The following is a 22,651-nucleotide window of genomic DNA, read 5'->3' as shown; positions in this document are numbered from 1 at the left end:
CCAGACGATATCCGGCTGCGGAGGACGCGGACGTGTTTCGGCAACAGTGCCTTGCAGATTCAACTACCCAGGGCTGGGTCACCCTGAGGGGCACGTGTGCCCGGCGTCGCGCAGCACCTGCGCCGAGCGCGCGTCCACGGGCAACCGGTAGCCGCGCAGCACCCCGACGAACTGCACCGCGTAGGCGCAGTGGAACGCCCGATTGGCCGGCATCCAGGCGGCCGGTTCCTGATCGCCCTTGTCCTGATTGGCCTGTCCCTCGACCGCCAGCAGATTGGCCGGATCGTTGGCGAACCGCACCCGCAACTCGTCGTCCCAGGCGCGCGCGCCCAGATCCCAGGCCAGGGCCAGGGGCACGATGTGGTCGATCTGCACGGCCGCCCCGGTCTTCTCACCGCGCGTGAACGCCACCTCGGCGTTGGTATAGGGATCGAGCAACGTGCCGGTGGCAACGGCGTTGGGGCAGCGCTTGATCGACACGTAAGTCTTGTCGACCAGGTCACGCTCGAGGATGTCGTTTCGGGTGTCGCAGCCGTTGAATCCGCCCGGCGCGGAGTTCTCGTCGGTCCACGCCTCACCGAACGCGTCACGGCGATAGTCATATCCGCGGATCCGCGCCGGTATCACCGCGACGCCGGCGAGCACGTCGGCGCCGGGTGCCACGGTGGGCAGGCCGGCCTGGGCGACGAAGGTATCGCGGTCGCGCGAGGACCAGACGGCCTGCACGGCCACCAGCACCGCGACCGCGACGATCGCCGCCAGCCACAGCAGGCGCCGTCGGCTCATGTCTTGTCCAGGTACTCGACGCGGTCGGTGTCGACGAACGGCGCCGCCAACAGATCCATTCCGCGATGGTCCGGATTGTTCTCGTAGAGCGCCCCGCACAGCTCGCGGGCCGCCAAGATGATCTCGAGGTGGTCGAAGAGCGACAGGAACCGCAACGTGATGGGTCGCCCGGATTGACTGACTCCCAACACATCTCCCTCGCGGCGCTCCCTGAGGTCCAGGTTCGCGAGCTCGAAGCCGTCGATGGTGGAGGCGACGGCCTCCAGACGCGCCCCGGCCTTGGAGGTCGTCGGCAGGTGGGTGGCCAGCAGGCACAGGCTCGGGTGTTCACCGCGGCCGATCCGTCCACGCAACTGGTGCAGCTGGCTGATGCCGAACCGATCGGCGTCCATCACCAGCATCACGGTGGCGTTGGGCACGTCGACGCCCACCTCGATGACGGTCGTGCACACCAGCACGTCGATCTCGCCCGCCCGGAACGCGGCCATCACCGCGTCCTTCTCGTCGGCGGGCAACCGGCCGTGCATGAGACCCAGCCGCAGTCCCGACAGCGGACCGCTGCTCAACCGCTCGAACAGTTCGTACACCGTGATCGGTGGCGGCACCGCGCGCTTCTGGTCATCGTCGTCGTCGACGTCGTCGGGGGGCTTGTCGTTCTCGTCGATGCGGGAGGCGACCACGTAGGCCTGGCGTCCCTGACCGACCTCCTCGACGATCCGCTCGAAGGCCCGGTCGAGCCACTTGCGATGTTCGATGATGAAGATCGTGGTGGTGCTGATCGGTTGTCGGCCCCGCGGCAGTTCACGCAGTGTCGACGTCTCAAGATCGCCGTACTGGGTGAGCGCGACCGTACGGGGTATCGGCGTCGCCGTCATCACCAGTAGGTGCGGCGTTATGCCGTCAGGGGCCTTGCTGCGCAATCGATCTCGCTGCTCCACGCCGAACCGGTGTTGCTCATCGACCACCACCATGCCGAGCCGGTGAAACTCGACGGCGTCCTGCAGCAACGCATGGGTGCCGATGACGATGCCCGCCTGGCCGCCGGCGACCTCCTCGCGCACGGCCCGCTTCTGCTGCGCCGACATCGACCCGGTGAGCAACGCGACGCGGGTGGCTGTCTCGTCGCCGCCGAGTTGGCCCGCCATCGCCAGCGGACCCAGCACGTCACGAACCGAGCGGGCGTGCTGGGCGGCCAGGACCTCCGTCGGCGCGAGCAGTGCGCACTGATAGCCGGCGTCGACCATCTGCAGCATCGCCAGCACCGACACGATGGTCTTGCCCGAGCCCACCTCACCCTGCAGCATGCGGTTCATCGGGCGGGTCCCGGCCAACTCAGCGGAGATGACGTCGAGCACCTCCTTCTGGCCACCGGTCAATTCGAACGGCAGGCGCTCGTCAAGGGCGCCGACCAGACCGTCGTCGCGACGGGGCGCGGCGGGGCCGGTCCCGCTCAGGTCGCTGAACCGTCGTTGCACCAGGGCCCACTGCAAGCCGATCGCCTCGTCGAAAGTAAGACGCGCGACGGCGGCGTCGCGTTCCACCGCTTTCTCGGCGGTGTGGATCGCGCGCAGCGCCTGATCTTCGGAGATCAGATCGTGTTGCCGCAGAAACGTTTCCGGCAACGGTTCTGCGACCGGGTCCAGCACGTCGAGAACCTGGCGCACGCACGCGTAGATCTCCCAGGTCTGCAGCTTGGAGGTCGCGGGATAGATCGGGAAGAAGTCGCGGTCGAAGGCGGCCAACAACTCGTCGCCGGTGGCCCCGGTGGCCGACGCGATGGACTTGAGCGACTTGGTGCCCGAGACCCGACCGCCCGCGTGCAGGACGAGGAACGCGGGATGGGTCAGTTGCAGCGTTCCCCGAAAGTAGCCGACCTCCCCGGACAGCATCACCCGCGCGCCCTCCGTCAAGGTCTTCTTGAGGTACTTGACGTTGAAGAAGGTCGCGGTCACCTTCGGCCTGCGGTCACCGAGGGTGACGACCATGTACTCGCGTCGCGGCGAGCGGTTGGTCACCCGGACATCCACGTCGCTGATGCGGTCGACGAACGTGACGTGTTCGCCCGGTTCGAGGGACTCGCCTTCGCCGAGCACCGTGGTGCCGTCGCTGTACTTGCGCGGGTAGTGCCGAAGCAGGTCGTTGACCGTGTGGATGCCCAACTGCTCCGCCAACGTCCCGGCGGCCTTGGCGCCGAGGATGTAGTCGAGCCGGTCGGACAGACTGGCCACGGTCACTCGACCCCGATCAGCAGCGCGTCGCCGCGGTGACCGGTGTGGTAGGCCACCAGTTCGGCGCCGAGGTGCTTGTGGTGGACGTGGCGCTGCAGCGCCTCGCCGACGGCCGGGTCGACATCGGCGCCGGTCAGCACCGTGACGAGTTCACCGCCGGCCACCAGCAGCAGGTCGATCAGGCCCGCGCCCGCGGCGGTGACGTCCTTGCCGACGACGAGCACCTCGTCACCGGAGATGCCCAGCCCGTCGCCCGGTTTGCAGGCGCCCGCCCAGGTCAACGCCGCCTCGGTGGCCACCCGCACCGACCCGTGCCGTGCGGCCGCGGCCGCACGGGCCATCGTGTATCCGTCGTCGACGGCCTGCCGGTCGGCGTCGTGCACGGCGAGCGCGGCCAGCCCCTGCACCATCGACGCCGTGTGCACGGGCACCACATCGATGCCCCAGCCGATCGCCGCCGTGCACCCGGCGACCAGTTCCTCGGCCGCCACGTAACCGTTCGGCAGCACCATGATCTGCCCCGCACCGGCGTTGACCAGGGCATGCAGCAGCCGCTTCGCGCTGACCGGCTCCTCGGCGTCGGCGCGAAGCACCTGTGCGCCCTCGGTCGCGAACAGTTTCTCGGCCGCCGCCCCGTCGACCACCGCCAGCACCGCCCGTTCGGCGGCCCAACCGCCGGCCGGATGCGCCCCGCCGGTCAGCGACGTGATCTGGATCCGGCTGGGGATGCCCACGGACAGGCCCGCTTCGACGGCGGCGCCGGCGTCGTCGGCGTGCACGTGCACCGAGTACTGGCCGGCTCCGCCCGCCGAGGGGGCGATGGCCACCGAGTCGCCCAGCTGATCCAGCCGGTGGCGCAGGGTCTGAACACCCGGTGCATCACACCCGCTGAGCAGGTACATCACCTCGAACTGGGGAGGCCTGGACGCGGTCGTGTGAGTGGCCGGCGCGTCGATCGGCGGCGACGCCACGTAGGTCGCGCGCGGCGGTGCGTGCCCGGTCAGCGCGGTGCTCATCGCGTCCAGCAGTACCAGCAGCCCGCGACCGCCCGCGTCCACCACGCCGGCCTCGGCCAACACCGCCAGCTGGCCGGTGGTCTTGTCGAGTGCGATGGTCGCGGCGTCGGCGGCCGCGGCCACCACATCGGCCAGATCAATGTCCTCGGCCGCGGCGCGTTCGGCGGCGTCGGCGGCATCGGCGAGCACCGAGACCACGGTGCCGGGCACCAACTCACCCATCGCGGTGATCACCAGGCCGACGGCCTGTCGCAGCGCCGCGGCGAACTGTGCGCGATCGATGTCGATGAGCGGGCCGCCGCGGTCGGCGGCCGCGGCGGCGGTGACGTCGGCCAGCGCGTGCAGGATCTGCGACAGGATCACCCCGGAATTGCCGCGCGCACCGTGCAACGCGCCCCGAGCCAGCGCGGACGCCACCTTCGCGACGTCGTCGGAGTCGGCGCACGCATCGGCCTGCGCCCACGCCGCACGCATGGTGAACAGCATGTTCGTCCCGGTGTCGGCGTCGGCGACGGGGAACACGTTGAGCCGGTTGATCTCGTCGGTGTGGGTGATCAGGTCACCGACCGCGAGGTGCGCCCAGTTCCGCAGCGTGGAGGCATCGAGCCGTCGAGCCGACACGCCCACCTCCAAACCCCGTCACGGCGCCGTTCGCGACAGCCTAATCACTTCTGCTGACAGCTCCCGGGGCGCTTTCGCGCCCGGTGGACCCAACGGCACCATTTTGGCGATACCTGCACGGTGCCGGTATTCTGATCGGGTTGTCGGACCACCCACCTGCGGTTGCTGGTCCCCAAGTACTGATCCGAGGAGTTCTAGATATGGCTGCCGTGTGCGATGTCTGCGGAAAGGCCCCCGGCTTCGGCAAGTCGGTGTCGCACTCCCATCGCCGGCACAGCCGTCGCTGGGATCCCAATATCCAGGTCGTGCGCGCCGTCACCCGCCCGGGCGGCAACAAGACGCGCATGAATGTCTGCACGTCGTGCCTCAAGGCCGGCAAGGTCGCCCGCGGCTGACGCCCCGGGGTTTAGCCTGCCCGGTGTCGGGCTAGCCGTGCAGTCGTGACTGCACACAAATCATTGCGACCGGCCCTGTTCGTGTTCGCCTCCGGCTTCGCGGTGGCGACCCTGCTGACCGCGTGCGGCGGCGATTCCTCCGAGGGCGAGGACACCACCACCACCACGACGACGTCCGACGTGGAGACCACGGTGGAGACGACCGTGGAGACCACGATGCCCCCGGCGCCCCCTGCGACCACGCCGGCGCCCGAACTGCCGCCCGCACCGGCGCAGGGCGACGGGGATGGCACGCTCGAGGTGCCGGTGCCCGAGGTTCCCTCGCCGCCGGCCATCCCCTCGCCGCCCGCGATCCCCTCCCCTCCGGCGATCCCGTCACCGCCGCCGATCCCGGGCGTGGGGTGAGGGCGCGCTAGGCGCTAGGGCAGCCGCCAGTCCACGGGTTCGGCGCCCATCTTCTCGAGCAGTTCGTTGGCTCGACTGAATGGCCGCGAGCCGAAGAAGCCACGCGAGGCCGACAACGGCGACGGGTGCGGGGATTCGATCGACACGCAGTCGCTGCCCTGAAGCATCGGCTTCAGCGTCGCGGCATCACGGCCCCACAGCACCGCCACCAGCGGCTGCCCCCGGGCCACCAGCGCCCGGATCGCACACTCGGTCACCGCTTCCCACCCCTTGCCGCGGTGCGACGCGGGACTGCCGGGCCGAACGGTGAGCACCCTGTTCAACAGCATCACCCCGCGCTCGGCCCACGGCGTCAGGTCTCCGGTGGCCGGGGGCGGGTGGCCGAGGTCTTTACCGTATTCGGCGAAGATGTTGTCCAGGCTGCGCGGCAACGGTCGGACGTCGGCCGCGACCGAGAAGCTCAGGCCCACCGCGTGGCCGGGGGTCGGATACGGATCCTGCCCGACGATCAGGACCCGGACCCGCTCGAACGGGAACGTGAAGGCGCGCAACACGTTAGGGCCGGCAGGCAGGTATCGGTGCCCGGCCGCCAGTTCCGTTCGCAGGAACTCCCCCATGTGCGCGACCTGAGCCGCCACCGGTTCAAGGGCTCGCGCCCAGCCTTCTTCGACAAGTTCGTGCAACGGTTGTGGGGTCACGAAAGCCCAACCTAGCGTGAGCGGTTGGTCAATACGACTGCCAGCCCGTCCGACCGTGCCATTGGGCGCCGTCGACCAGCACGCCGGGTGGGCCGTCGGCCACGATGCCGATCACCCGCCAGCCCTCCGGGGGCGCCCCGGTGAAGGTCGCGACCAGCGCGTGGTCCTCGCCCCCGCCCAGCACCCACGGCCACGGATCGTCCCCGGTCGCCTCGGCCGCAGACCGCAGCGCGGCGTGGTCGGCGGCCAACGCGGCCGTCGACACGTCGGCGACGACACCGGACGCCGCGGCGATGTGGCCGAGGTCGGCAAGCAACCCGTCGGACACATCCGTCATCGCGGTGGCGGCGGCCTCGGCGGCCACCCGGCCCTGTCCGTACGGTGGCCGGGGCACCAGATGCGCCCGCCTCAGGTCACTGAACTGTTGGATATCGTTGTGCCACAGCGCATATCCCGCGGCTGACCGTCCGAGTGTGCCGGCCACCGCCACCGTGTCACCCGGTCTCGCGCCGCTACGCCGAACCGGTTCGCGACCCTCCAGATCCCCCAGCGCGGTCACCGATATCACCCACTGCGGCGCGCCGACCAGATCGCCACCGACGATCCCGGCGCCGAGCAGCCCGGCTTCGTGCCACATCCCGTCGGCCAGTTCGACGGTGCGCGCGGCGGGGGTGTCACCGGGCGCGCCGAAGGCCACCACGAACGCGGTCGCTCGCGCTCCCATCGCCTCGAGATCGGCGGCGTTCTGGGCGATCGCCTTGCGTCCGACGTCGTGCGGCGTCGACCAGTCCAGCCGGAAGTGCCTGCCCTCGACGAGCATGTCGGTGGACACCACCGTCCGGCCGTCAGAGGCGTACACCACCGCGGCGTCGTCACCGGGGCCGAGCGCCACCGTGGGCGGTTGCCTGCGCCCGGCCACCAGCCGGTCGATGACGGCGAACTCGCCCACGCCCGCCAGGCTCTCGGCGGACTCGTCGCTCGCCATGGCGTGGAGTCTATGCACCGGGCCGGCATGCGACCGGACCGTCCTAGAGTTTGAGCCATGGCTCCCGATTCCCACGATGGCCCGCCCCGGGCCGTGCTGATCACCGCGGTCGTGGTGGCGGTCGGGTCGCTGATCGCGATACTGGGCATCGCCGTGGCGCGCCAGCGCTCGCCCGCCGATCGGCCCGTTGCCGTCGTCACCGTGGCCGCACCCGACGCCGACAGCGGCGAATGCCGGTCGCTGGTCGATGCGCTCCCCGACGACCTCGGCGACTTCGGCCGGGCACCCGTGGCCGAGCCGGCGCCCGTCGGCGCGGCGGCCTGGCGGGCGCAGCCGGATGGCGAGCCGGTGATCCTGCGCTGCGGCCTGGACCGGCCGGCGGAGTTCGTCGTGGGCACCGCGCTTCAGGTCGTCGACGACGTGCAGTGGTTCCGGGTGGCCGAGGCGGGGCCGGCCGATGACCCCGACGCGGGTCGGGCCACCTGGTTCGCCGTCGATCGTCCGGTGTATGTCGCGCTGACGCTGCCCTCGGGGTCGGGACCGACGCCCATCCAGGTGATCTCGCAGACGATCGCACAGGTCCTGCCGGCCAAACCGATCGACCCGGCGCCGGTGGGCTAACCGCTACCGCAGGCCCGTACCGCGTTTGAGCGCGGTGTCGACCATCGTGGTCAGCAACGTCGGATAGTCGACACCACTGGCCGCCCACATCCGCGGATACATCGAGATCGTGGTGAACCCCGGCATCGTGTTGAGCTCGTTGAGGATCGGGCCGTCATCGGTGAGGAAGAAGTCGACGCGCGCCAACCCCTGGCAGTCGATCGCCCGGAACGCGCGCAGCGCCAACGACTGCACGGCCTCGGCGATGCCGTCGTCGACCTTGGCGGGCACGTCGAGTTCCGCGGCGTCCTCGAGGTACTTGGTGGCGAAATCGTAGAACCCGTCTTCGCGGCCGCGCACACCGGCCACCCGGATCTCTCCGACTGTGCTGGCCTCGAGCCGACCGTCCGGGAATTCCAGTACGCCGCACTCCAATTCGCGTCCCACGATGGCCGCCTCGACGATCACCTTGGGGTCGTGGCGCCGAGCCAGCGCTATCGCCGACGGCAACTGCTCCCAGGCCGTCACCCGGCTCACCCCGATTGAGGAGCCACCGCGCGCGGGCTTGACGAACACCGGCAGCCCGAGCCGTTCGCACTCGTCGAGGTCCGGCGTCTCGGTGTTGGGAGCCAGCACCACGTGATCGCCGACGGGCAGCCCAGCGGCGGCGAGCAGCTTCTTGGTGAACTCCTTGTCGGTGCCCACCGCGCTGGCGAGCACGCCCGCGCCCACATAGGGCAGACCCGCCAGTTCCAGCAGACCCTGGATGGTGCCGTCTTCGCCGTAAGGGCCGTGCAGCACCGGGAACACCACGTCGACGGTCGTCAGCACCTCGCCCACCCCGGACCCCAGCGACACCAGCTGTCCCCCGCGCCCCGGATCGGCGGCCAGCGCCAGTTCGGTGCCCGACGCGCTGGTGACCTCGGGTAGCCGACCGTCGCTGATCGCCAGTGCATCGGGTTCGGCGTCGGTGAGCACCCAGGAGCCGTCGGGCGTGATGCCGACCGCGACCGCCTCGAAGCGCTCGCGGTCCAGGTTGCGCAGAATGCTGCCCGCCGAAACACACGAGATCGCGTGTTCGGAGCTGCGGCCGCCGTACACGACGGCGACCCGGACGCGCCGGGCGGCTCCGAACTCATTGCGGGCACTCACAACCTAGAGAGGCTACCGCCCTGCCGATGGGCCGGTTACCGAGCGCGCTGACCTGCGAAGACGTTAGGCAAGCGCCTGTTCGACGTCGGTGAGCAGATCGTCGGTGTCCTCGATGCCCAGCGAGATGCGCGCGAAACCGTCGCCGACGGCATCGCCCCAGCGGGCGCGCCGGTCCACCGAGGTGTGGATGCCGCCGAAACTGGTCGACGCGATCATCAGCACGCTGCGCTGCACCAGCGCGTGCACCGCGGCGGCGTCTGCGAGTTCGACGGCCACCAGACCCCCGAACCGCTTCATCTGCGTGGTGGCGACCGGATACGACGGGTCGTCGGGCAGACCCGGATACCGCACCGACCGCACGGCCGGGTGCGAGTGCAGCATGACCGCCAGCGCCTGGGCGTTGTGGCACTGCCGCTCGAACCGCAATCCGGCGCTGCCCAGTCCCCGCAGCGCCAGCCACGCCTCGAACGGGCCGAGTATCGGTCCGGCCAGCAGTCGTTCCCGTTCCACCGCCGCCATCAGTTCGGGTTGGCTGCCCGCCACGTAGCCCGCAACCAGGTCGCTGTGACCCGACAACGCCTTGGTCGCGCTGGCCACCACGAGGTCCGCGCCCAGCGACAACGGTTGCTGCGCCAATGGTGTCGCGGCGGTGTTGTCGACGACGAGAACGGCGTCCCTGGCGCGGCAGTCCATCGCCAACCGATGCAGGTCGACGACGTCGAGCCGCGGATTCACCGGTGTCTCGGCCAGCACCACGTCGGCATCCGATGCCGCCTGGCACATCTGGGCGCTGGTCGATTCGACAACCGTGACACCTTGTGCAGCAAGGTATTCGGTGGCATATCGGCGGACCTGATAGTAACCGTCGGCGGGAACCACCAGCTTCATACCGGGCCTGCACAGCACGCGCAGGGTCGAGGCGATCGCCGCCATACCCGAGCCGAAGGCCAGCGCCGCGGCAGCGCCCTCGAGGCCGGCGAGCGCCGATTCCAGGCTGCGCCACGTCGGATTGGAGTTGCGGCCGTAGAAGTCCGGCGGGTCGTCCTCGTCCGGCGACAGGTGGTAGGCCGAGGCCGGAACCGGGACCGGCGACACCGGAGCGCCCGGCACGGGCTGTCCGCCAACCGCTTTGACACAACGGGTGGAGTCACCATATTCGCCGTACTCGCCGTTCACGGGCCTATTCCGGTTTCGTACTGCGCCCCAGCAGCAGGGCGACGGCCTCGTCGACGGACAGCCCGCGATGGCAGACGCGTTGCACAGCGTCGGTCAACGGCATCTCGACGTCATAGCTGGCCGCCAACGCCAGGATCGACTCGCACGACGTCACCCCCTCGGCGATGTGTCCCCGGGTGGCTTGCAGCGCCGATTCCATCGTGCCGCCGCGGCCCAGTCGCTCGCCGAACGAGCGATTGCGGCTGTGCGGGGACGTGCACGTCGCGACGAGGTCACCGACGCCGGCCAGCCCGGCCAGGGTGGTGGACTTGGCGCCCAAGGCGATTCCCAGCCGCATGATCTCGGCCAGCCCGCGGGTGATGATGGCGGCCGCGGTGTTCTCGCCCAGTCCCACGCCCGCGGCCATGCCGCAGGCCAGCGCGATGACGTTCTTACACGCGCCGCCGATCTCGGCACCGACGACGTCGGCATTGGTGTAGGGCCGCAGGTATCCGGTGGCCAGCGCCCGCTGCAGCGCCACCGCACGCCCGGAGTCACTGCAGGCGACCACGGTGGCGGCCGGTTGTTCGGCGACGACCTCGCTGGCCAGGTTCGGTCCGGTCACCACCGCGACGCGCGCCGAATCCGCGCCGGTCACCTGCACGATCACCTGGCTCATCCGCATCAGCGTGTTCAGTTCGATGCCCTTGGCCAGGCTCACCAGTGTGGTGTCGTCGCCGATCAGCCCCGTCCACTGCTCGAGGTTGGGACGCAACGACTGGGCGGGCACCGCCAGCAGCACCGTGCAGGCTCCGGTGAGCGCCTCGGCGGGGTCACTGGTCGCCCGAATCGCCGTCGGCAGCGCGGCGTCCCCCAGATAGGTGCTGTTTCGATGGGTGACGTTGATCTCGTCGGCCAACTCCGGGCGGCGCGCCCACAGCCTGACCTCACTGCCCGCATCGGCGAGCACTTTGGCCAGCGCCGTCCCCCATGCACCGGCCCCCAGTACCGCAGCCACGACCACGCCCCAACCCTAACGTGCGGCCTGCTGGCAGGATGACGCTCATGGGCGGGTCATCGCAGGCCGATATCGGGCTGGTGATCGCCGTCAAACGGCTCGCGATCGCCAAGACGCGGCTGGCGCCGGTCTTCTCGGCGGCCACCCGTGAGGACGTCGTGCTGGCCATGTTGATCGACACCATCACCGCGGCTTCGGCGGTACCCGCGGTGCGCGCAATCACCGTCGTCACCCCCGACGAGGTCGCTGCGGGCGCGGCGCGCCGACTCGGTGCGCAGGTGCTCGCTGACCCCACCCCGCAGGGTCACCGCAACCCGCTGAACAACGCGATCTCGGCAGCCGAAATCCAAATACGCGCTCAGACACCGAATATTGTTGTGCTGCAGGGGGATCTGCCAGCTCTGCAGTCACACGAACTGGCCCAGGCCATTGCGGCGGCGCGCCAGTACCGGCGCGGCTTCGTCGCCGACCGGCACGGCACCGGCACGACGGCGTTGCTCGCGTTCGGCGTCGCGCTGGAGCCGCGGTTCGGTCCTGAATCGGCCCGCCACCACCGCGGTTCGGGTGCGGTGGAGCTGACGGGGGCCTGGCCGGGCCTTCGCTGCGACATCGACACCCCCGAGGACCTGGTGGCGGCCCGCCGGCTCGGGGTGGGCGCCGCCACGATGCGGGCCATCGGCGCCAAGGTCAACGGCAGTTGACCGTTTGACCGTTCACGGTGGCAGGACCACCGGTGGATAGGGAATCATCGGATACATGACCGAGGCCGAAGCCCGCACTGCCGTCGAGAACGGCGAGTCCACCGCCGCGGGCGGGCGGCAGAGCAAGCCGGATTCCGCGGGAACGCCGGATTCGGCGCCGGGTGCACCGCCGGCAGCCACCCCGGTCGCCGTGGAGAACGCGCTGCCCGAAGACCGCTACCTCAACCGCGAACTGAGTTGGCTCGATTTCAACTCCCGCGTGCTGGCGCTGGCCGCCGACAAATCGCTGCCGCTGCTGGAACGTGCGAAATTCCTTGCGATCTTCGCCTCCAACCTCGACGAGTTCTACATGGTGCGGGTGGCCGGGCTCAAACGCCGCGACGAGATGGGCCTGTCGGTGCGGTCGGCCGACGGTCTGTCGCCACGCGAACAGTTGCGCCGCATCAACGAGCGCACCCAACAGATCGCCGACCGACACGCCCACGTGTTCCTCGACTCGGTGCGTCCCGCGCTGGCCGACGAAGGCATCGTGATCGTCACGTGGAGCGAACTGGATGCAGCGGAACGCTCACGGCTCTCCACGTACTTTCACGAGCAGGTCTTTCCGGTGCTGACACCGCTGGCCGTCGATCCGGCTCATCCGTTCCCCTTCGTCAGCGGGCTGAGCCTGAACCTCGCGGTCACCGTGAAGCATCCCGACGACGGCGGACAGCATTTCGCCCGGATCAAGGTGCCCGACAACGTCGACCGGTTCGTCGAACTCGCGCACCGGGAGAACGGTTCGGACATCGTGCGGTTCCTGCCGATGGAAGAGATGATCGCGGCGTTTCTGCCGGTGCTGTTCCCCGGGATGGAGATCGTCGAGCATCACGCGTTCCGCATCACTCGCAACGCGGACTTCGAGGTCGAGGAGGATCGCGACGAGGATCTGCTGCAGGCGCTGGAGCGCGAGCTGGCCCGTCGGCGTTTCGGTTCGCCTGTGCGCCTTGAGGTCTCCGACGACATGACCGAAAGCATGCTCGAGTTGCTGCTGCGCGAACTCGACGTGGACACCGGCGACGTCATCGAGGTGCCCGGACTGCTCGACCTTTCGGCGCTCTGGCAGATCTACAACCTGGACCGGCCGGCGCTCAAGGACCGGCCGTTCGTGCCCGCCACCCCACCGGCGTTCGGCGAACGCGAGACCCCCAAGAGCATTTTCTCGACGCTGCGCGACGGCGACGTGCTCGTGCACCACCCGTACGATTCGTTCTCCACCACGGTGCAGCGGTTCATCGAACAGGCCGCCGCCGATCCCAACGTGCTGGCGATCAAGCAGACTCTCTACCGCACCTCGGGTGACTCCCCGCTCGTCAACGCCCTCATCGACGCCGCCGAGGCGGGAAAGCAGGTGGTGGCGCTCGTCGAGATCAAGGCCCGCTTCGACGAGCAGGCCAACATCAAGTGGGCGCGCAAGCTCGAACAGGCCGGTGTGCATGTGGCTTACGGGTTGGTGGGACTCAAGACGCACTGCAAGACCGCGATGGTGGTGCGCCGTGAGGGTTCGACGATTCGGCGCTACTGCCACATCGGTACCGGCAACTACAACAGCAAGACCGCGCGGTTGTACGAGGACATCGGCCTGCTGACCGCGGCGCCCGACATCGGCGCGGACCTCACCGACCTGTTCAATTCGCTGACCGGGTATTCGCGCAAGGACTCCTACCGCAACCTGTTGGTGGCGCCGCAGGGGGTACGCAAGGGCATCATCGAGCGGATCGACCGGGAGATCGCCGCCACACTCGACGGTGCCGAATCGGGTATTCGACTGAAGGCCAACGCCCTGGTCGACGAACAGGTGATCGATGCGCTCTACCGCGCCTCGCAGGCGGGCGTGCCCGTCGAGGTGGTGGTCCGCGGGATCTGCGCCCTGCGACCGGGCGCACCGGGGTATTCCGAGAACATCGCGGTGCGTTCGATACTGGGCCGCTTCCTGGAGCATTCCCGCATCCTTCACTTCCGGGCCATCGACGAGTTGTGGATCGGCAGCGCGGACATGATGCACCGCAACCTCGATCGGCGGGTCGAGGTGATGGCTCAGGTCAAGGACCCGAGGCTGACCGCCGAACTGAACGCGATATTCGAGTCCGCTCTCGACCCGGCCACCCGGTGCTGGGAATTGGGCATGGACGGCAGGTGGACGGCCTCGCCCCGCGAAGGTCAGACCGTGCGCGACCATCAGGTCTGGTTGATGGAACGTCGCAGGCACCCGTGAGGTCGGTCGGCAGTAGCGGTCGGGTCCCGATGATCGGCAGGAGATGAGTTGTCGAAGGAGACGTCGAAGGAGCCTACGCCCGACGCGACTTCCGGGATCGAGACCGTGCGCGCCGCGGGCGCGGTGCTGTGGCGGCCGGGTGATCGCGACGACCACGTCGAGGTGGCGATCATTCACCGCCCGCGCTACGACGACTGGTCACTGCCCAAAGGCAAAGTCGACCCGGGCGAAACCGAACCCGTCACCGCCGTGCGTGAAGTCGCTGAGGAGACCGGCTACACCGCCCACCTCGGCCGCAGGCTCGCCGCCGTCAGCTATCCGATCGAACAAGGCGTCAAGAAGGTGCGCTACTGGGCGGCGCGGGCCGTCAGCGGTGAATTCGCACCGAACGACGAAGTCGACGAACTCAAGTGGCTACCCGCCGCCGCCGCCATGCGAGAGCTCGGCTATCCGCAGGACCGAAAGGTGTTACGTCGCTTCCTCAAAGGGCCCATCGGTACGAACACCGTACTGATCGTCCGGCACGGGACCGCGGGCAGCAAATCTCGCTACCAGGGCGACGACCGCGAGCGTCCGCTCGACAAGCACGGACGCGAACAGGCCGAATGCCTCGTCGGCCAATTGCTCGCGTTCGGCGCGGACACCATCCACGCCGCCGACCGGGCGCGCTGCGTGCAGACCGTCGAACCGTTGGCGCGAAAACTGGGCACGACGATCCACAGCGAACCGCTGCTCAGCGAGGAGGCCTACGCCAAGGACCGAAAGTCGGCCCGCCACCGCGTCCTCGAGATCGCCGCCGCCGGCGGCACCCCGGTGATCTCCACCCAGGGCAAGGTGATTCCGGATCTCGTCCAGTGGTGGTGCCAGCGCGACGGCGTACGCCCAGACAAGTCCCTCAACCGCAAGGGCAGCACCTGGGTGATGTCGATGCACGACGGACGTCTGGTCGCCGCCGACCATCTGGGCCCTCCGCTGGCCGCGCAGACGTGAGCGCCCCGAACTCCTGAAACACACAGACACGCCGCGGGTATCGAGAACCCGCGGCGTGCCTGAGCGGAGAACTTACCGGCGACCCTTCTTGGCCGGTGCCCGCTTCGCAGCCTTCTTGGCCGGGCTGCGCTTGGCGGTCTTCTTGGCCGCGGCCTTCTTCGCGGTCTTCTTGGCCGGACTGCGCTTGGCGGTCTTCTTGGCCGCGGCCTTCTTGGCGGTCTTCTTGGCCGCAGTCCGCTTGGTCGCCTTCTTGGCTGCTGCCTTCTTGACGGTCTTCTTGGCCGCTGCCTTCTTGGCCGTCTTCTTGGCTGCGGCCTTCTTGGCCGTCTTCTTCGCCGCGGCCTTCTTGGCGGTCTTCTTGGCCGCCTTCCTGGCCGTGCCGGCCGTCACGCCACGCTTGACCGCGGGGCCCTCCGCCGGGAGGCGCTGCGCCCCAGAGACAACCGCCTTGAACTGTGCGCCGGGCCGGAATGCCGGCACCGATGTGGGCTTGACTCTGACCGTCTCGCCCGTACGTGGATTGCGCGCGACGCGTGCCGCACGACGACGCTGTTCGAACACACCGAAGCCCGTAATGGTGACGCTGTCACCCTTGTGGACCGCACGGACAATCGTGTCGACAACGTTCTCCACTGCATTGGTTGCCGTCCGACGATCCGTGCCGAGCTTCTCTGTGAGTACGTCGATCAGCTCTGCCTTGTTCATGCAAAACCTCCGAAGCCAGTGGTCCTTTTTGGACCGACTAGAGGACACGGTAAACCCAACTACCAGTGATTTCCAAGAGCCACGCGCAATTTCAGGGCCTCTGTGGCGAACTTTTTCAATCCGCTTGCCCCACTTGAGCTCCTACGGGGTGTCCGGAGAACCGGCGCCAAGCGCGAAGATTCGAGTCGCGGTGATTGTTATGTCAGGCAGGCAACGTGCGCGGCTTCCAGCTCTGACGGCGGGCCTCATAAGTCTCGATATGGTCGAGTTTTCGCAGCGTAAGGCCTATATCGTCGAGTCCTTCGAGCAGCCGCCAGGCCGTGTAGTCGTCAATCCTGAACGGCACCATGACCGTTCCGGCGATAACATTCCGATCTTGAAGATTCACAGTGATTTCCATGCCGGGATGCTCCTCGAGCAGCTTCCACAGAATTTCGACATCGTCTTGGGCCACCTCCGCCGCGAGCAGGCCGGCCTTGCCCGCGTTGCCCCGGAAGATGTCGGCGAAGCGGGACGAGATCACGACCCGGAAGCCGTAGTCCATCAGAGCCCAAACCGCGTGCTCTCGTGACGAACCGGTACCGAAGTCAGGTCCTGCCACCAACACCGACCCCCGGTCGAACGGCGCCAGGTTCAGCACGAATGTCGGATCGGTCCGCCACTGCGCGAACAGACCGTCCTCGAAACCCGTTCGGGTGACGCGCTTCAAATAGACGGCCGGGATGATTTGGTCGGTGTCCACGTTGGACCTGCGCAACGGAACGCCGATCCCGGTGTGCGTGCGAAAAGCTTCCATGACGATCTCCTGTCAGTCGGTCAGATCCGCGGGTGAGGACAAGGTCCCGCGAATGGCGGTGGCGGCGGCGACCGCCGGTGAGACGAGATGGGTCCGGCCGCCCTTACCCTGCCTGCCCTCGAAGTTTCGATTCGACGTCGATGCGCAGCGCTGGCCCGGGGAGAGCTGATCTGGATTCATCCCCAGACACATCGAACATCCGGCCTGCCGCCATTCCGCGCCTGCGGCGGCGAAGATCTCACCGAGACCCTCTGATTCGGCCTGGGCCCGCACCCGCAGCGAACCGGGAACGATGAGCATCCGCACACCGTCGGCGACCCTGCGGCCGCGCAACACGTCGGCGACCACCCGCAGATCCTCGATGCGGCCGTTCGTGCACGAGCCGACGAACACGGTGTCCACCGCGATGTCACGCATCGCCTGTCCAGGCCGAAGATCCATGTAGGTCAATGCTTTCTCGGCGGTCAGGCGCTCACCCTCGTCGAAAATCAATTCGGGATCGGGCACCGACTCCGACAGCGGCACACCCTGACCGGGGTTGGTGCCCCACGTCACAAACGGGCTCAACGTCGAGGCGTCGAGGTAGACCTCGGTGTCGAACTGCGCGCCGTCGTCGGTGCGCAGCCGGTTCCAAGCCTCGACCGCGGCGTCCCAGTCGGCGCCCTGCGGCGCGTGCGGGCGGCCCCGCAGATATTCGTAGGTGATCTCATCAGGTGCCACCATGCCCGCGCGCGCCCCGGCCTCGATGCTCATGTTGCAGATCGTCATGCGGCCCTCCATCGACAGCGATTCGATGGCGCTGCCGCGGTATTCGATGACGTGGCCCTGCCCGCCACCGGTGCCGATCTTCGCGATCACCGCGAGGATGACGTCCTTGGCGCTGACGCCGGCGGGCAGTTCACCGTCGACGTTGACCGCCATGGTCTTGAACGGCCGCAGCGGCAGCGTCTGTGTCGCGAGCACGTGCTCGACCTCCGAGGTGCCGATGCCCATCGCCAACGCACCGAACGCACCGTGCGTCGAGGTATGGCTGTCGCCGCACACGATCGTCATCCCGGGCTGGGTCAGCCCCAACTGGGGTCCGATGATGTGCACGATGCCCTGTTCGGCGTCACCCATCGGGTGCAGCCGGATGCCGAATTCCTCGCAGTTGCGTCGCAGCGTTTCGACCTGCACGCGCGAGACCGGATCGGCGATCGGCTTGTCGATGTCGATGGTGGGCACGTTGTGGTCCTCGGTGGCGATCGTCAGATCCGGCCTGCGGACGGCGCGACCGTTGAGCCGAAGCCCGTCGAAGGCCTGCGGGCTGGTCACTTCGTGCACGAGGTGCAGATCGATGTAGATCAGATCCGGCTGGCGCGCTGCGCCCTCGCCCTCCCCCAGCGCGACGACGTGGTCGTCCCACACCTTCTCGGCCAGCGTGCGCGGCTGTTCGGTACGCGCGCGGGACGCGTCGGCAATCTCGGTGGCCATTTTGTCTATCTCACAATCTGGGAAGCTAGTATCTCCTTATGAGACAGGATAGCGGCATCGGCGTTCTCGACAAAGCGGTGGGAGTACTGCACGCGGTCGCCGACTCGCCGTGCGGGCTGGCCGAGTTGTGTGACCGCACCGGCCTGCCCCGGGCCACGGCGCACCGGCTGGCCGCGGGTTTGCAGACCCACCGGCTGCTGGCCCGTGACGGCGACGGCCGGTGGCGACTGGGCCCCGCGCTGACCGAACTGGCCGCGCACGTCAACGATCCGCTGTTGGCCGCGGGCGCAGTGGTGCTGCCGCGGCTGCGCGAGCTCACCGGCGAGAGCGTGCAGCTCTACCGCCGGGAGGGCACCTCACGCATCTGCGTGGCGGCGCTGGAACCACCTGCGGGGCTTCGCGATACCGTGCCCGTCGGTACCAGGCTGGAGATGACGGCGGGGTCCGGCGCCAAGGTGCTGTTGGCCTATGCCGACGAGGCGACGCAACAGGCGGTGCTGCCCGCCGCGAAGTTCACCGAGCGAACCCTGGCCGAAGTCCGCAGGCGCGGTTGGGCACAGAGCGTCGCCGAGCGCGAATCGGGAGTGGCCAGCGTCTCGGCGCCGGTGCGCGACGGCCGTGGCGCGGTGGTCGCCGCGGTGTCGGTGTCAGGACCCATCGACCGGATGGGCCGTCGCCCCGGTGCGCGTTGGGCAGCGGATCTTCTGGCGGCGGCCGACGCGTTGACGCGCCGACTGTGAAATACACCGCACGAATGCGGATTTTGTACCCCCGATGGGATTCGAACCCACGCTACCGCCGTGAGAGGGCGGCGTCCTAGGCCGCTAGACGACGGGGGCCAGAACGTGTCGGACAGCCAGCATAGCCCAGGAGGGAAAGCCGGCATAATTGCCCGACTGGCTGGGGTACCAGGACTCGAACCTAGAACGGCTGAACCAGAATCAGCTGTGTTGCCAATTACACCATACCCCATTGGCAGCCCGTAACCGCAGGTCACAGGCTTTTTCTTGCGGTCCGCCGATCGGCTGGGAAGCCCACATCCGTCGTGTCGGACCGACGTGCAGACTACCAAAGATCCGCGGCCGCCTTCTCAGGCCTCCGTCGCCGCGGCCGCCGCCCGGTCCCGGCCCGCACGCAACCGGTGCAGGCTGCGGTCGCGCCCCAGCAGTTCCAACGACTCGAACAGCGGCGGGCTGACCGACGCTCCCGTCGCGGCCACCCGCACCGGACCGAACGCCTTGCGCGGCTTGAGCGCCATACCCTCCAACAACGCGGCCTTGAGTCCTATTTCGATGCCGGCGGTGTTCCACGGCTGCACGCCTTCCAGCGCGCTCAACGCGGCGTCCAGCACCGCCGCGGCCTCGCCGCGCAATTCCTTGGCCGCGGCCTTCTCGTCGAGGCTGAACTCGGAGTCGTTGAGGAACTTCAACAGCTGCCACGCGTCGCCGAGCACCACGATGCGCGTCTGCACCAGCTTGGCGGCCTCCGCGAACTGCTCGTCGGTCAGCCCGGTGTCGTACCCGTGGTCGGCGAAGTAGGCCGCCAACCGCGCGGTGAAGTCCTGTTCGGGCAGGCGCCGGATGTGTTCGGCGTTGATGGCCTCGGCCTTCTTCTCGTCGAACCGGGCCGGGTTGGAGTTGACGTCGACGACGTCGAATGCGGCCACCATCTCGTCGAGGGTGAACACGTCGCGGTCGTCGGCGATGCCCCAACCCAGCAGCGCCAGGTAGTTCAGCAACCCTTCGCGGATGAACCCCCGGTCGCGATGGGCGAACAGGTTGGACTGCGGATCGCGCTTGGACAACTTCTTGTTGCCCTCCCCGAGAACGCTTGGCAGGTGAGCGAACTCGGGCACACTGTCGGTCACACCGATCCGGATGAGCGCCCGGTACAGCGCGATCTGACGCGGTGTGGAGGACAGCAGGTCCTCACCGCGCAGCACGTGGGTGATCTTCATCAACGCGTCGTCCACCGGGTTGACCAACGTGTACAACGGATCTCCGCTGGCCCGGGTCAACGCGAAATCGGGGATCACCCCCGCCGCGAAGTTGGTCTCACCGCGGACCAGATCATTCCAGCCGATGTCCTCGTCGGGCATTCTCAGCCGCAGCACCGGCCTGCGGCCCTCGTCGCGAAAAGCCGCCCGCTGTGCGTCGGTGAGGTCGCGGTCGAAGTTGTCGTAGCCCAGCTTGGGATTTCGGCCTGCGGCCCGATGCCGGGCCTCCACTTCCTCCGGCGTCGAGAACGCCTCGTACACCTCCCCCGCGGCCAGCAGGCGCTCAAGCACGTCGCCGTAGATCTCGCCGCGCTCGGACTGCCGGTACGGGGCATGCGGCCCACCGATGTCGGGGCCTTCGTCGTAGTCCAGGCCCAGCCAGTTCAGGGCATCCAGCAGTGCCAGATAGCTTTCCTCGCTGTCGCGCTGGGCGTCGGTGTCCTCCAACCGGAACACGAATGTGCCACCGGTGTGGCGGGCGTAGGCCCAGTTGAACAACGCCGTGCGCACGAGGCCGACGTGAGGTGTGCCCGTCGGGGAGGGGCAGAACCGCACTCGCACCGATTCGCTCATGACTTTCCTTTACGCACAACGGGATTGGTAAGCGTGCCGAGACCTTCGACGGTGATGGCAACGGTGTCGCCGTGCTCGATGGGGCCGACGCCCTCGGGTGTGCCGGTCAGGATCAGGTCGCCGGGCAGCAACGTCATCACCGCCGAGACCCATTCCACGATCGCTCCGATGTCGTGGATCATCAACGAGGTTCGGCTGCGTTGTCTGACCTCACCGTTGACCTCGGTGCGCAACTCCAGATCGGCCGGGTCCAGCGTGGTGTCGATCCACGGCCCGATCGGGCAGAACGTGTCGTGTCCCTTGGCCCTGGTCCACTGCCCGTCCTTCTTCTGCTGGTCGCGCGCCGACACGTCGTTGCCGATGGTGTAGCCGAGGATGCTGTCGGCGGCCCGCGCGGCGGGAACGTCCTTGCACGGCCTGCCGATGACCACGGCGAGTTCACCCTCGAAATGCACGGGATCGGCGTCGGCGGGCAGTTGGATCGGCACATTCGGGCCGATGATCGCGGTGTTCGGCTTCATGAACATGACCGGGTCGGAGAACTCCCCGCCGCCCGCGGCGGCCATCTCGGCCACGTGTGCGGCGTAGTTCTTCCCGATGCACACGACCTTGCTGGCCAAGATCGGGGCCAGCAGTCGCACGTCGGCCAGCGGCCACTGCCTGCCGGTGAAGTCCGGGGTGCCGAACGGGTGCTCGGCGATCTCTCGGGCCACCGCCTGGCCGGGGTCATCGGCGGGCCCCTCGATGCTGACGAAGGCGACCCCGTCGGGGCTGGCGATTCGACCAAGACGCATGCGGCCAGCCTAATCGGCGCTGTTTTTCGTCGGAACCACCGCTCCCGAGGATGAGCGCATCTCAGTATATGGAATACATATTCAGCAGTGTGAGATCCTTGTGCGACGATGAGCCGGTGACCACCCCGTCGACCGGCGCCGCGAGGCGCTGGTCGATGCTCGTGATCGCGCTGTCGACGACCACCAGCGCGAACGTGTTCATCAACGGTGTGGCGTTTCTCATACCGACCCTGCACAACGAGCGCGGCCTCGATCTCGCGGCGGCCGGCCTGCTGTCGTCGATGCCCGGCTTCGGCCTGGTGATCACGCTGATCGCATGGGGTTATGTGGTCGACCGTGTCGGTGAGCGCCTGGCGCTGTCGCTGGGTTCGGCCCTGATCGCGGCGGCGGCGTTCGCGGCGGCCTCGGTGGAATCGTTGTTCGCGGTCGGGACCTTCCTGCTGCTCGGCGGAATGGCCGCCGCCTCCAGCAATTCGGCCAGTGGGCGGTTGGTGGTCGGCTGGTTTCCGGCCCGCCAGCGCGGTCTGGTGATGGGCATCCGGCAGACAGCCACCCCGCTGGGAGTGGGGGTGGGCGCGCTGGTCATCCCCCGGGTGGCCGAAAGCCACGGTGTCTCAGCGGCTCTGCTCTTCCCGGCGGCGGTGTGCGCGGTCTCCGCGGTGGTGTGCGCGGTGGCCGTGGTCGATCCACCGCGCCCCCCGCGATCGGAGGCGCCTGCCGAAGATCTGGCCAACCCCTACCGGGGATCGACGGTGTTGGCGCGGATTCACGCGGTTTCGGTGCTGCTGGTGGTGCCACAGGCGGTGCTGTGGACGTTCACGTTGGTCTGGCTGATGACCGAGCGTGGATGGTCGGCCGCGTCGGCGGGCGCGACGGTGACCGCCGCGCAGGTGCTCGGCGCCGCCGGGCGGGTGGCCGCGGGCCGTTGGTCGGATCTGGTGGGCTCGCGACTGCGCCCGATCCGCGCGGTCGCGCTGTCAGCGGCGCTCGCGATGGCACTGCTGGCGCTGACAGACTGGCTGGACTCGCCGGTCAGCGTGGCGATGATGATCATCGCCTCGGTGATCACGGTGTCCGACAACGGATTGGCGTTCACCGCGATCGCCGAGATCGCCGGCCCGTTTTGGAGCGGACGGGCGCTCGGCGCCCAGAACACCACCCAACACCTGGCTTCGGCTGCATCGGCCCCGCTGTTCGGCGCGCTGATCGGGGCGGCCGGCTATCCGGTCGCGTTCGCGGCGTGCGCGGTTCTTCCGCTGCTTGCCACGCCCGTCGTTCCCGTCGAACCCGCGCCGAAGGACGGGTAAGCC

At 68.5% G+C, this 22,651-nt stretch carries 21 protein-coding genes and 2 tRNA genes; 8 read left to right on the top strand and 15 right to left on the bottom strand.

From position 1 onward, the window contains the following. Positions 1-78: 78 nt before the first annotated feature. From ABQE89_RS08615 to ABQE89_RS08605, 3 genes are read right to left on the bottom strand one after another with little or no spacing between them, the layout of a single operon-like run. The gene (locus ABQE89_RS08615; RefSeq protein ID WP_448415880.1) at positions 79-786 is read right to left on the bottom strand and encodes an HNH endonuclease family protein; all 708 of its coding nucleotides are present in this window, start codon (positions 784-786) and stop codon (positions 79-81) included. Then, positions 783-3,014 (bottom strand): ATP-dependent DNA helicase RecG, encoded by a 2,232-nt coding sequence (gene recG / locus ABQE89_RS08610; protein ID WP_448415879.1) that lies wholly within the window; start codon positions 3,012-3,014, stop codon positions 783-785. The genes ABQE89_RS08615 and recG overlap by 4 nt, the downstream gene beginning before the upstream one ends. 2 nt (positions 3,015-3,016) lie before the next feature. Beyond that, on the bottom strand, positions 3,017-4,651 hold the full coding sequence (locus ABQE89_RS08605; protein ID WP_448415878.1) for a fatty acid kinase ATP-binding subunit FakA: 1,635 nt from the start codon (positions 4,649-4,651) through the stop codon (positions 3,017-3,019). Positions 4,652-4,851: 200 nt separating this feature from the next. Here ABQE89_RS08605 and rpmB point away from each other — a divergent pair, with 200 nt between their 5' ends. Both rpmB and ABQE89_RS08595 read left to right on the top strand, forming a co-directional pair. After that, positions 4,852-5,046: a 50S ribosomal protein L28 gene (rpmB, locus tag ABQE89_RS08600; RefSeq protein ID WP_448415877.1), complete on the top strand. Its 195-nt coding sequence runs from the start codon at positions 4,852-4,854 to the stop codon at positions 5,044-5,046. A gap of 45 nt (positions 5,047-5,091) precedes the next feature. Next, positions 5,092-5,451 (top strand): hypothetical protein, encoded by a 360-nt coding sequence (locus tag ABQE89_RS08595; RefSeq protein ID WP_448415876.1) that lies wholly within the window; start codon positions 5,092-5,094, stop codon positions 5,449-5,451. 14 nt (positions 5,452-5,465) lie between these two features. Here the strand turns inward: ABQE89_RS08595 and ABQE89_RS08590 are convergent, their stop codons facing one another. Together ABQE89_RS08590 and ABQE89_RS08585 are read right to left on the bottom strand one after the other, a co-directional pair. After that, on the bottom strand, positions 5,466-6,149 hold the full coding sequence (locus ABQE89_RS08590; RefSeq protein WP_448415875.1) for a uracil-DNA glycosylase: 684 nt from the start codon (positions 6,147-6,149) through the stop codon (positions 5,466-5,468). Between the two features lie 28 nt (positions 6,150-6,177). Further along, positions 6,178-7,134: a thiamine-phosphate kinase gene (locus ABQE89_RS08585; protein ID WP_448415874.1), complete on the bottom strand. Its 957-nt coding sequence runs from the start codon at positions 7,132-7,134 to the stop codon at positions 6,178-6,180. A 57-nt stretch (positions 7,135-7,191) separates the two neighbouring features. Between ABQE89_RS08585 and ABQE89_RS08580 the strand changes: the two genes are divergently transcribed. After that, entirely contained in the window at positions 7,192-7,755 is a 564-nt protein-coding gene (locus ABQE89_RS08580) for a DUF3515 domain-containing protein (protein ID WP_448415873.1), read from the top strand. A gap of 3 nt (positions 7,756-7,758) precedes the next feature. Here the strand turns inward: ABQE89_RS08580 and ABQE89_RS08575 are convergent, their stop codons facing one another. The 3 genes from ABQE89_RS08575 to ABQE89_RS08565 all read right to left on the bottom strand — a co-directional run bounded on the left by ABQE89_RS08575 (position 7,759) and on the right by ABQE89_RS08565 (position 11,065). After that, entirely contained in the window at positions 7,759-8,886 is a 1,128-nt protein-coding gene (locus ABQE89_RS08575; protein WP_448415872.1) for a D-alanine--D-alanine ligase family protein, read from the bottom strand. Positions 8,887-8,949: 63 nt separating this feature from the next. Further along, positions 8,950-10,062 (bottom strand): cystathionine gamma-lyase, encoded by a 1,113-nt coding sequence (locus tag ABQE89_RS08570; protein WP_448415871.1) that lies wholly within the window; start codon positions 10,060-10,062, stop codon positions 8,950-8,952. A gap of 4 nt (positions 10,063-10,066) precedes the next feature. Then, positions 10,067-11,065 carry an NAD(P)H-dependent glycerol-3-phosphate dehydrogenase gene (locus tag ABQE89_RS08565; RefSeq protein ID WP_448415870.1) on the bottom strand — a complete coding sequence of 333 codons (999 nt, stop codon included), beginning with the start codon at positions 11,063-11,065 and terminating at the stop codon, positions 10,067-10,069. Between the two features lie 41 nt (positions 11,066-11,106). Between ABQE89_RS08565 and cofC the strand changes: the two genes are divergently transcribed. Genes cofC through mutT1 form a run of 3 tightly spaced genes read left to right on the top strand, consistent with a single transcriptional unit; the run spans position 11,107 to position 15,004 of the window. Beyond that, positions 11,107-11,760: a 2-phospho-L-lactate guanylyltransferase gene (gene cofC / locus ABQE89_RS08560; RefSeq protein WP_448415869.1), complete on the top strand. Its 654-nt coding sequence runs from the start codon at positions 11,107-11,109 to the stop codon at positions 11,758-11,760. Between the two features lie 55 nt (positions 11,761-11,815). Next, positions 11,816-14,014 (top strand): RNA degradosome polyphosphate kinase, encoded by a 2,199-nt coding sequence (locus ABQE89_RS08555; protein WP_448415868.1) that lies wholly within the window; start codon positions 11,816-11,818, stop codon positions 14,012-14,014. Between the two features lie 48 nt (positions 14,015-14,062). Beyond that, positions 14,063-15,004, top strand: a complete 942-nt coding sequence (mutT1, locus tag ABQE89_RS08550) for an 8-oxo-(d)GTP phosphatase MutT1 (RefSeq protein ID WP_448415867.1) — start codon at positions 14,063-14,065, stop codon at positions 15,002-15,004. Positions 15,005-15,076: 72 nt separating this feature from the next. Here mutT1 and ABQE89_RS08545 read toward each other — a convergent pair whose 3' ends face one another. The 3 genes from ABQE89_RS08545 to leuC form a co-directional block, all read right to left on the bottom strand. Next, on the bottom strand, positions 15,077-15,709 hold the full coding sequence (locus tag ABQE89_RS08545) for an HU family DNA-binding protein (protein ID WP_448415866.1): 633 nt from the start codon (positions 15,707-15,709) through the stop codon (positions 15,077-15,079). 202 nt (positions 15,710-15,911) lie between these two features. Continuing rightward, positions 15,912-16,505 (bottom strand): 3-isopropylmalate dehydratase small subunit, encoded by a 594-nt coding sequence (gene leuD / locus ABQE89_RS08540; protein ID WP_448415865.1) that lies wholly within the window; start codon positions 16,503-16,505, stop codon positions 15,912-15,914. A 12-nt stretch (positions 16,506-16,517) separates the two neighbouring features. After that, on the bottom strand, positions 16,518-17,978 hold the full coding sequence (gene leuC / locus ABQE89_RS08535; RefSeq protein ID WP_448415864.1) for a 3-isopropylmalate dehydratase large subunit: 1,461 nt from the start codon (positions 17,976-17,978) through the stop codon (positions 16,518-16,520). Between the two features lie 38 nt (positions 17,979-18,016). Between leuC and ABQE89_RS08530 the strand changes: the two genes are divergently transcribed. Continuing rightward, positions 18,017-18,718 carry an IclR family transcriptional regulator gene (locus ABQE89_RS08530; protein WP_448415863.1) on the top strand — a complete coding sequence of 234 codons (702 nt, stop codon included), beginning with the start codon at positions 18,017-18,019 and terminating at the stop codon, positions 18,716-18,718. A gap of 26 nt (positions 18,719-18,744) precedes the next feature. Here ABQE89_RS08530 and ABQE89_RS08525 read toward each other — a convergent pair. From ABQE89_RS08525 to ABQE89_RS08510, 4 genes are all read right to left on the bottom strand, one after another. Next, a tRNA-Glu gene (locus ABQE89_RS08525) sits at positions 18,745-18,817 on the bottom strand. Between the two features lie 58 nt (positions 18,818-18,875). After that, a tRNA-Gln gene (locus ABQE89_RS08520) sits at positions 18,876-18,950 on the bottom strand. 118 nt (positions 18,951-19,068) lie between these two features. Then, positions 19,069-20,547, bottom strand: a complete 1,479-nt coding sequence (gene gltX / locus ABQE89_RS08515) for a glutamate--tRNA ligase (protein WP_448415862.1) — start codon at positions 20,545-20,547, stop codon at positions 19,069-19,071. Then, complete coding sequence (locus ABQE89_RS08510; RefSeq protein WP_448415861.1) at positions 20,544-21,341, bottom strand: fumarylacetoacetate hydrolase family protein; 798 nt, start codon at positions 21,339-21,341, stop codon at positions 20,544-20,546. The genes gltX and ABQE89_RS08510 overlap by 4 nt, the downstream gene beginning before the upstream one ends. A gap of 155 nt (positions 21,342-21,496) precedes the next feature. Between ABQE89_RS08510 and ABQE89_RS08505 the strand changes: the two genes are divergently transcribed. Then, positions 21,497-22,648, top strand: a complete 1,152-nt coding sequence (locus tag ABQE89_RS08505; RefSeq protein ID WP_448415943.1) for an MFS transporter — start codon at positions 21,497-21,499, stop codon at positions 22,646-22,648. Positions 22,649-22,651 lie beyond the last annotated feature (3 nt).

It is taken from the genome of Mycolicibacterium sp. XJ1819, from assembly GCF_053483675.1.
The sequence above is the reverse complement of the archived record's forward strand: the minus strand, read 5'-3'. Positions and strand labels throughout refer to the sequence as shown.

Bases quoted from the DNA above. Each gene is read 5' to 3' on its own strand.
- gltX (WP_448415862.1), bottom strand. From the start codon at position 20,547: ATGAGCGAATCGGTGCGAGTGCGGTTCTGCCCCTCCCCGACGGGCACA.
- ABQE89_RS08580 (WP_448415873.1), top strand. From the start codon at position 7,192: ATGGCTCCCGATTCCCACGATGGCCCGCCCCGGGCCGTGCTGATCACC.
- ABQE89_RS08555 (WP_448415868.1), top strand. From the start codon at position 11,816: ATGACCGAGGCCGAAGCCCGCACTGCCGTCGAGAACGGCGAGTCCACC.
- ABQE89_RS08545 (WP_448415866.1), bottom strand. From the start codon at position 15,709: ATGAACAAGGCAGAGCTGATCGACGTACTCACAGAGAAGCTCGGCACG.
- leuC (WP_448415864.1), bottom strand. From the start codon at position 17,978: ATGGCCACCGAGATTGCCGACGCGTCCCGCGCGCGTACCGAACAGCCG.
- ABQE89_RS08530 (WP_448415863.1), top strand. From the start codon at position 18,017: ATGAGACAGGATAGCGGCATCGGCGTTCTCGACAAAGCGGTGGGAGTA.
- ABQE89_RS08585 (WP_448415874.1), bottom strand. From the start codon at position 7,134: ATGGCGAGCGACGAGTCCGCCGAGAGCCTGGCGGGCGTGGGCGAGTTC.
- ABQE89_RS08505 (WP_448415943.1), top strand. From the start codon at position 21,497: ATGCTCGTGATCGCGCTGTCGACGACCACCAGCGCGAACGTGTTCATC.
- rpmB (WP_448415877.1), top strand. From the start codon at position 4,852: ATGGCTGCCGTGTGCGATGTCTGCGGAAAGGCCCCCGGCTTCGGCAAG.
- ABQE89_RS08615 (WP_448415880.1), bottom strand. From the start codon at position 786: ATGAGCCGACGGCGCCTGCTGTGGCTGGCGGCGATCGTCGCGGTCGCG.
- leuD (WP_448415865.1), bottom strand. From the start codon at position 16,505: ATGGAAGCTTTTCGCACGCACACCGGGATCGGCGTTCCGTTGCGCAGG.
- ABQE89_RS08510 (WP_448415861.1), bottom strand. From the start codon at position 21,341: ATGCGTCTTGGTCGAATCGCCAGCCCCGACGGGGTCGCCTTCGTCAGC.
- cofC (WP_448415869.1), top strand. From the start codon at position 11,107: ATGGGCGGGTCATCGCAGGCCGATATCGGGCTGGTGATCGCCGTCAAA.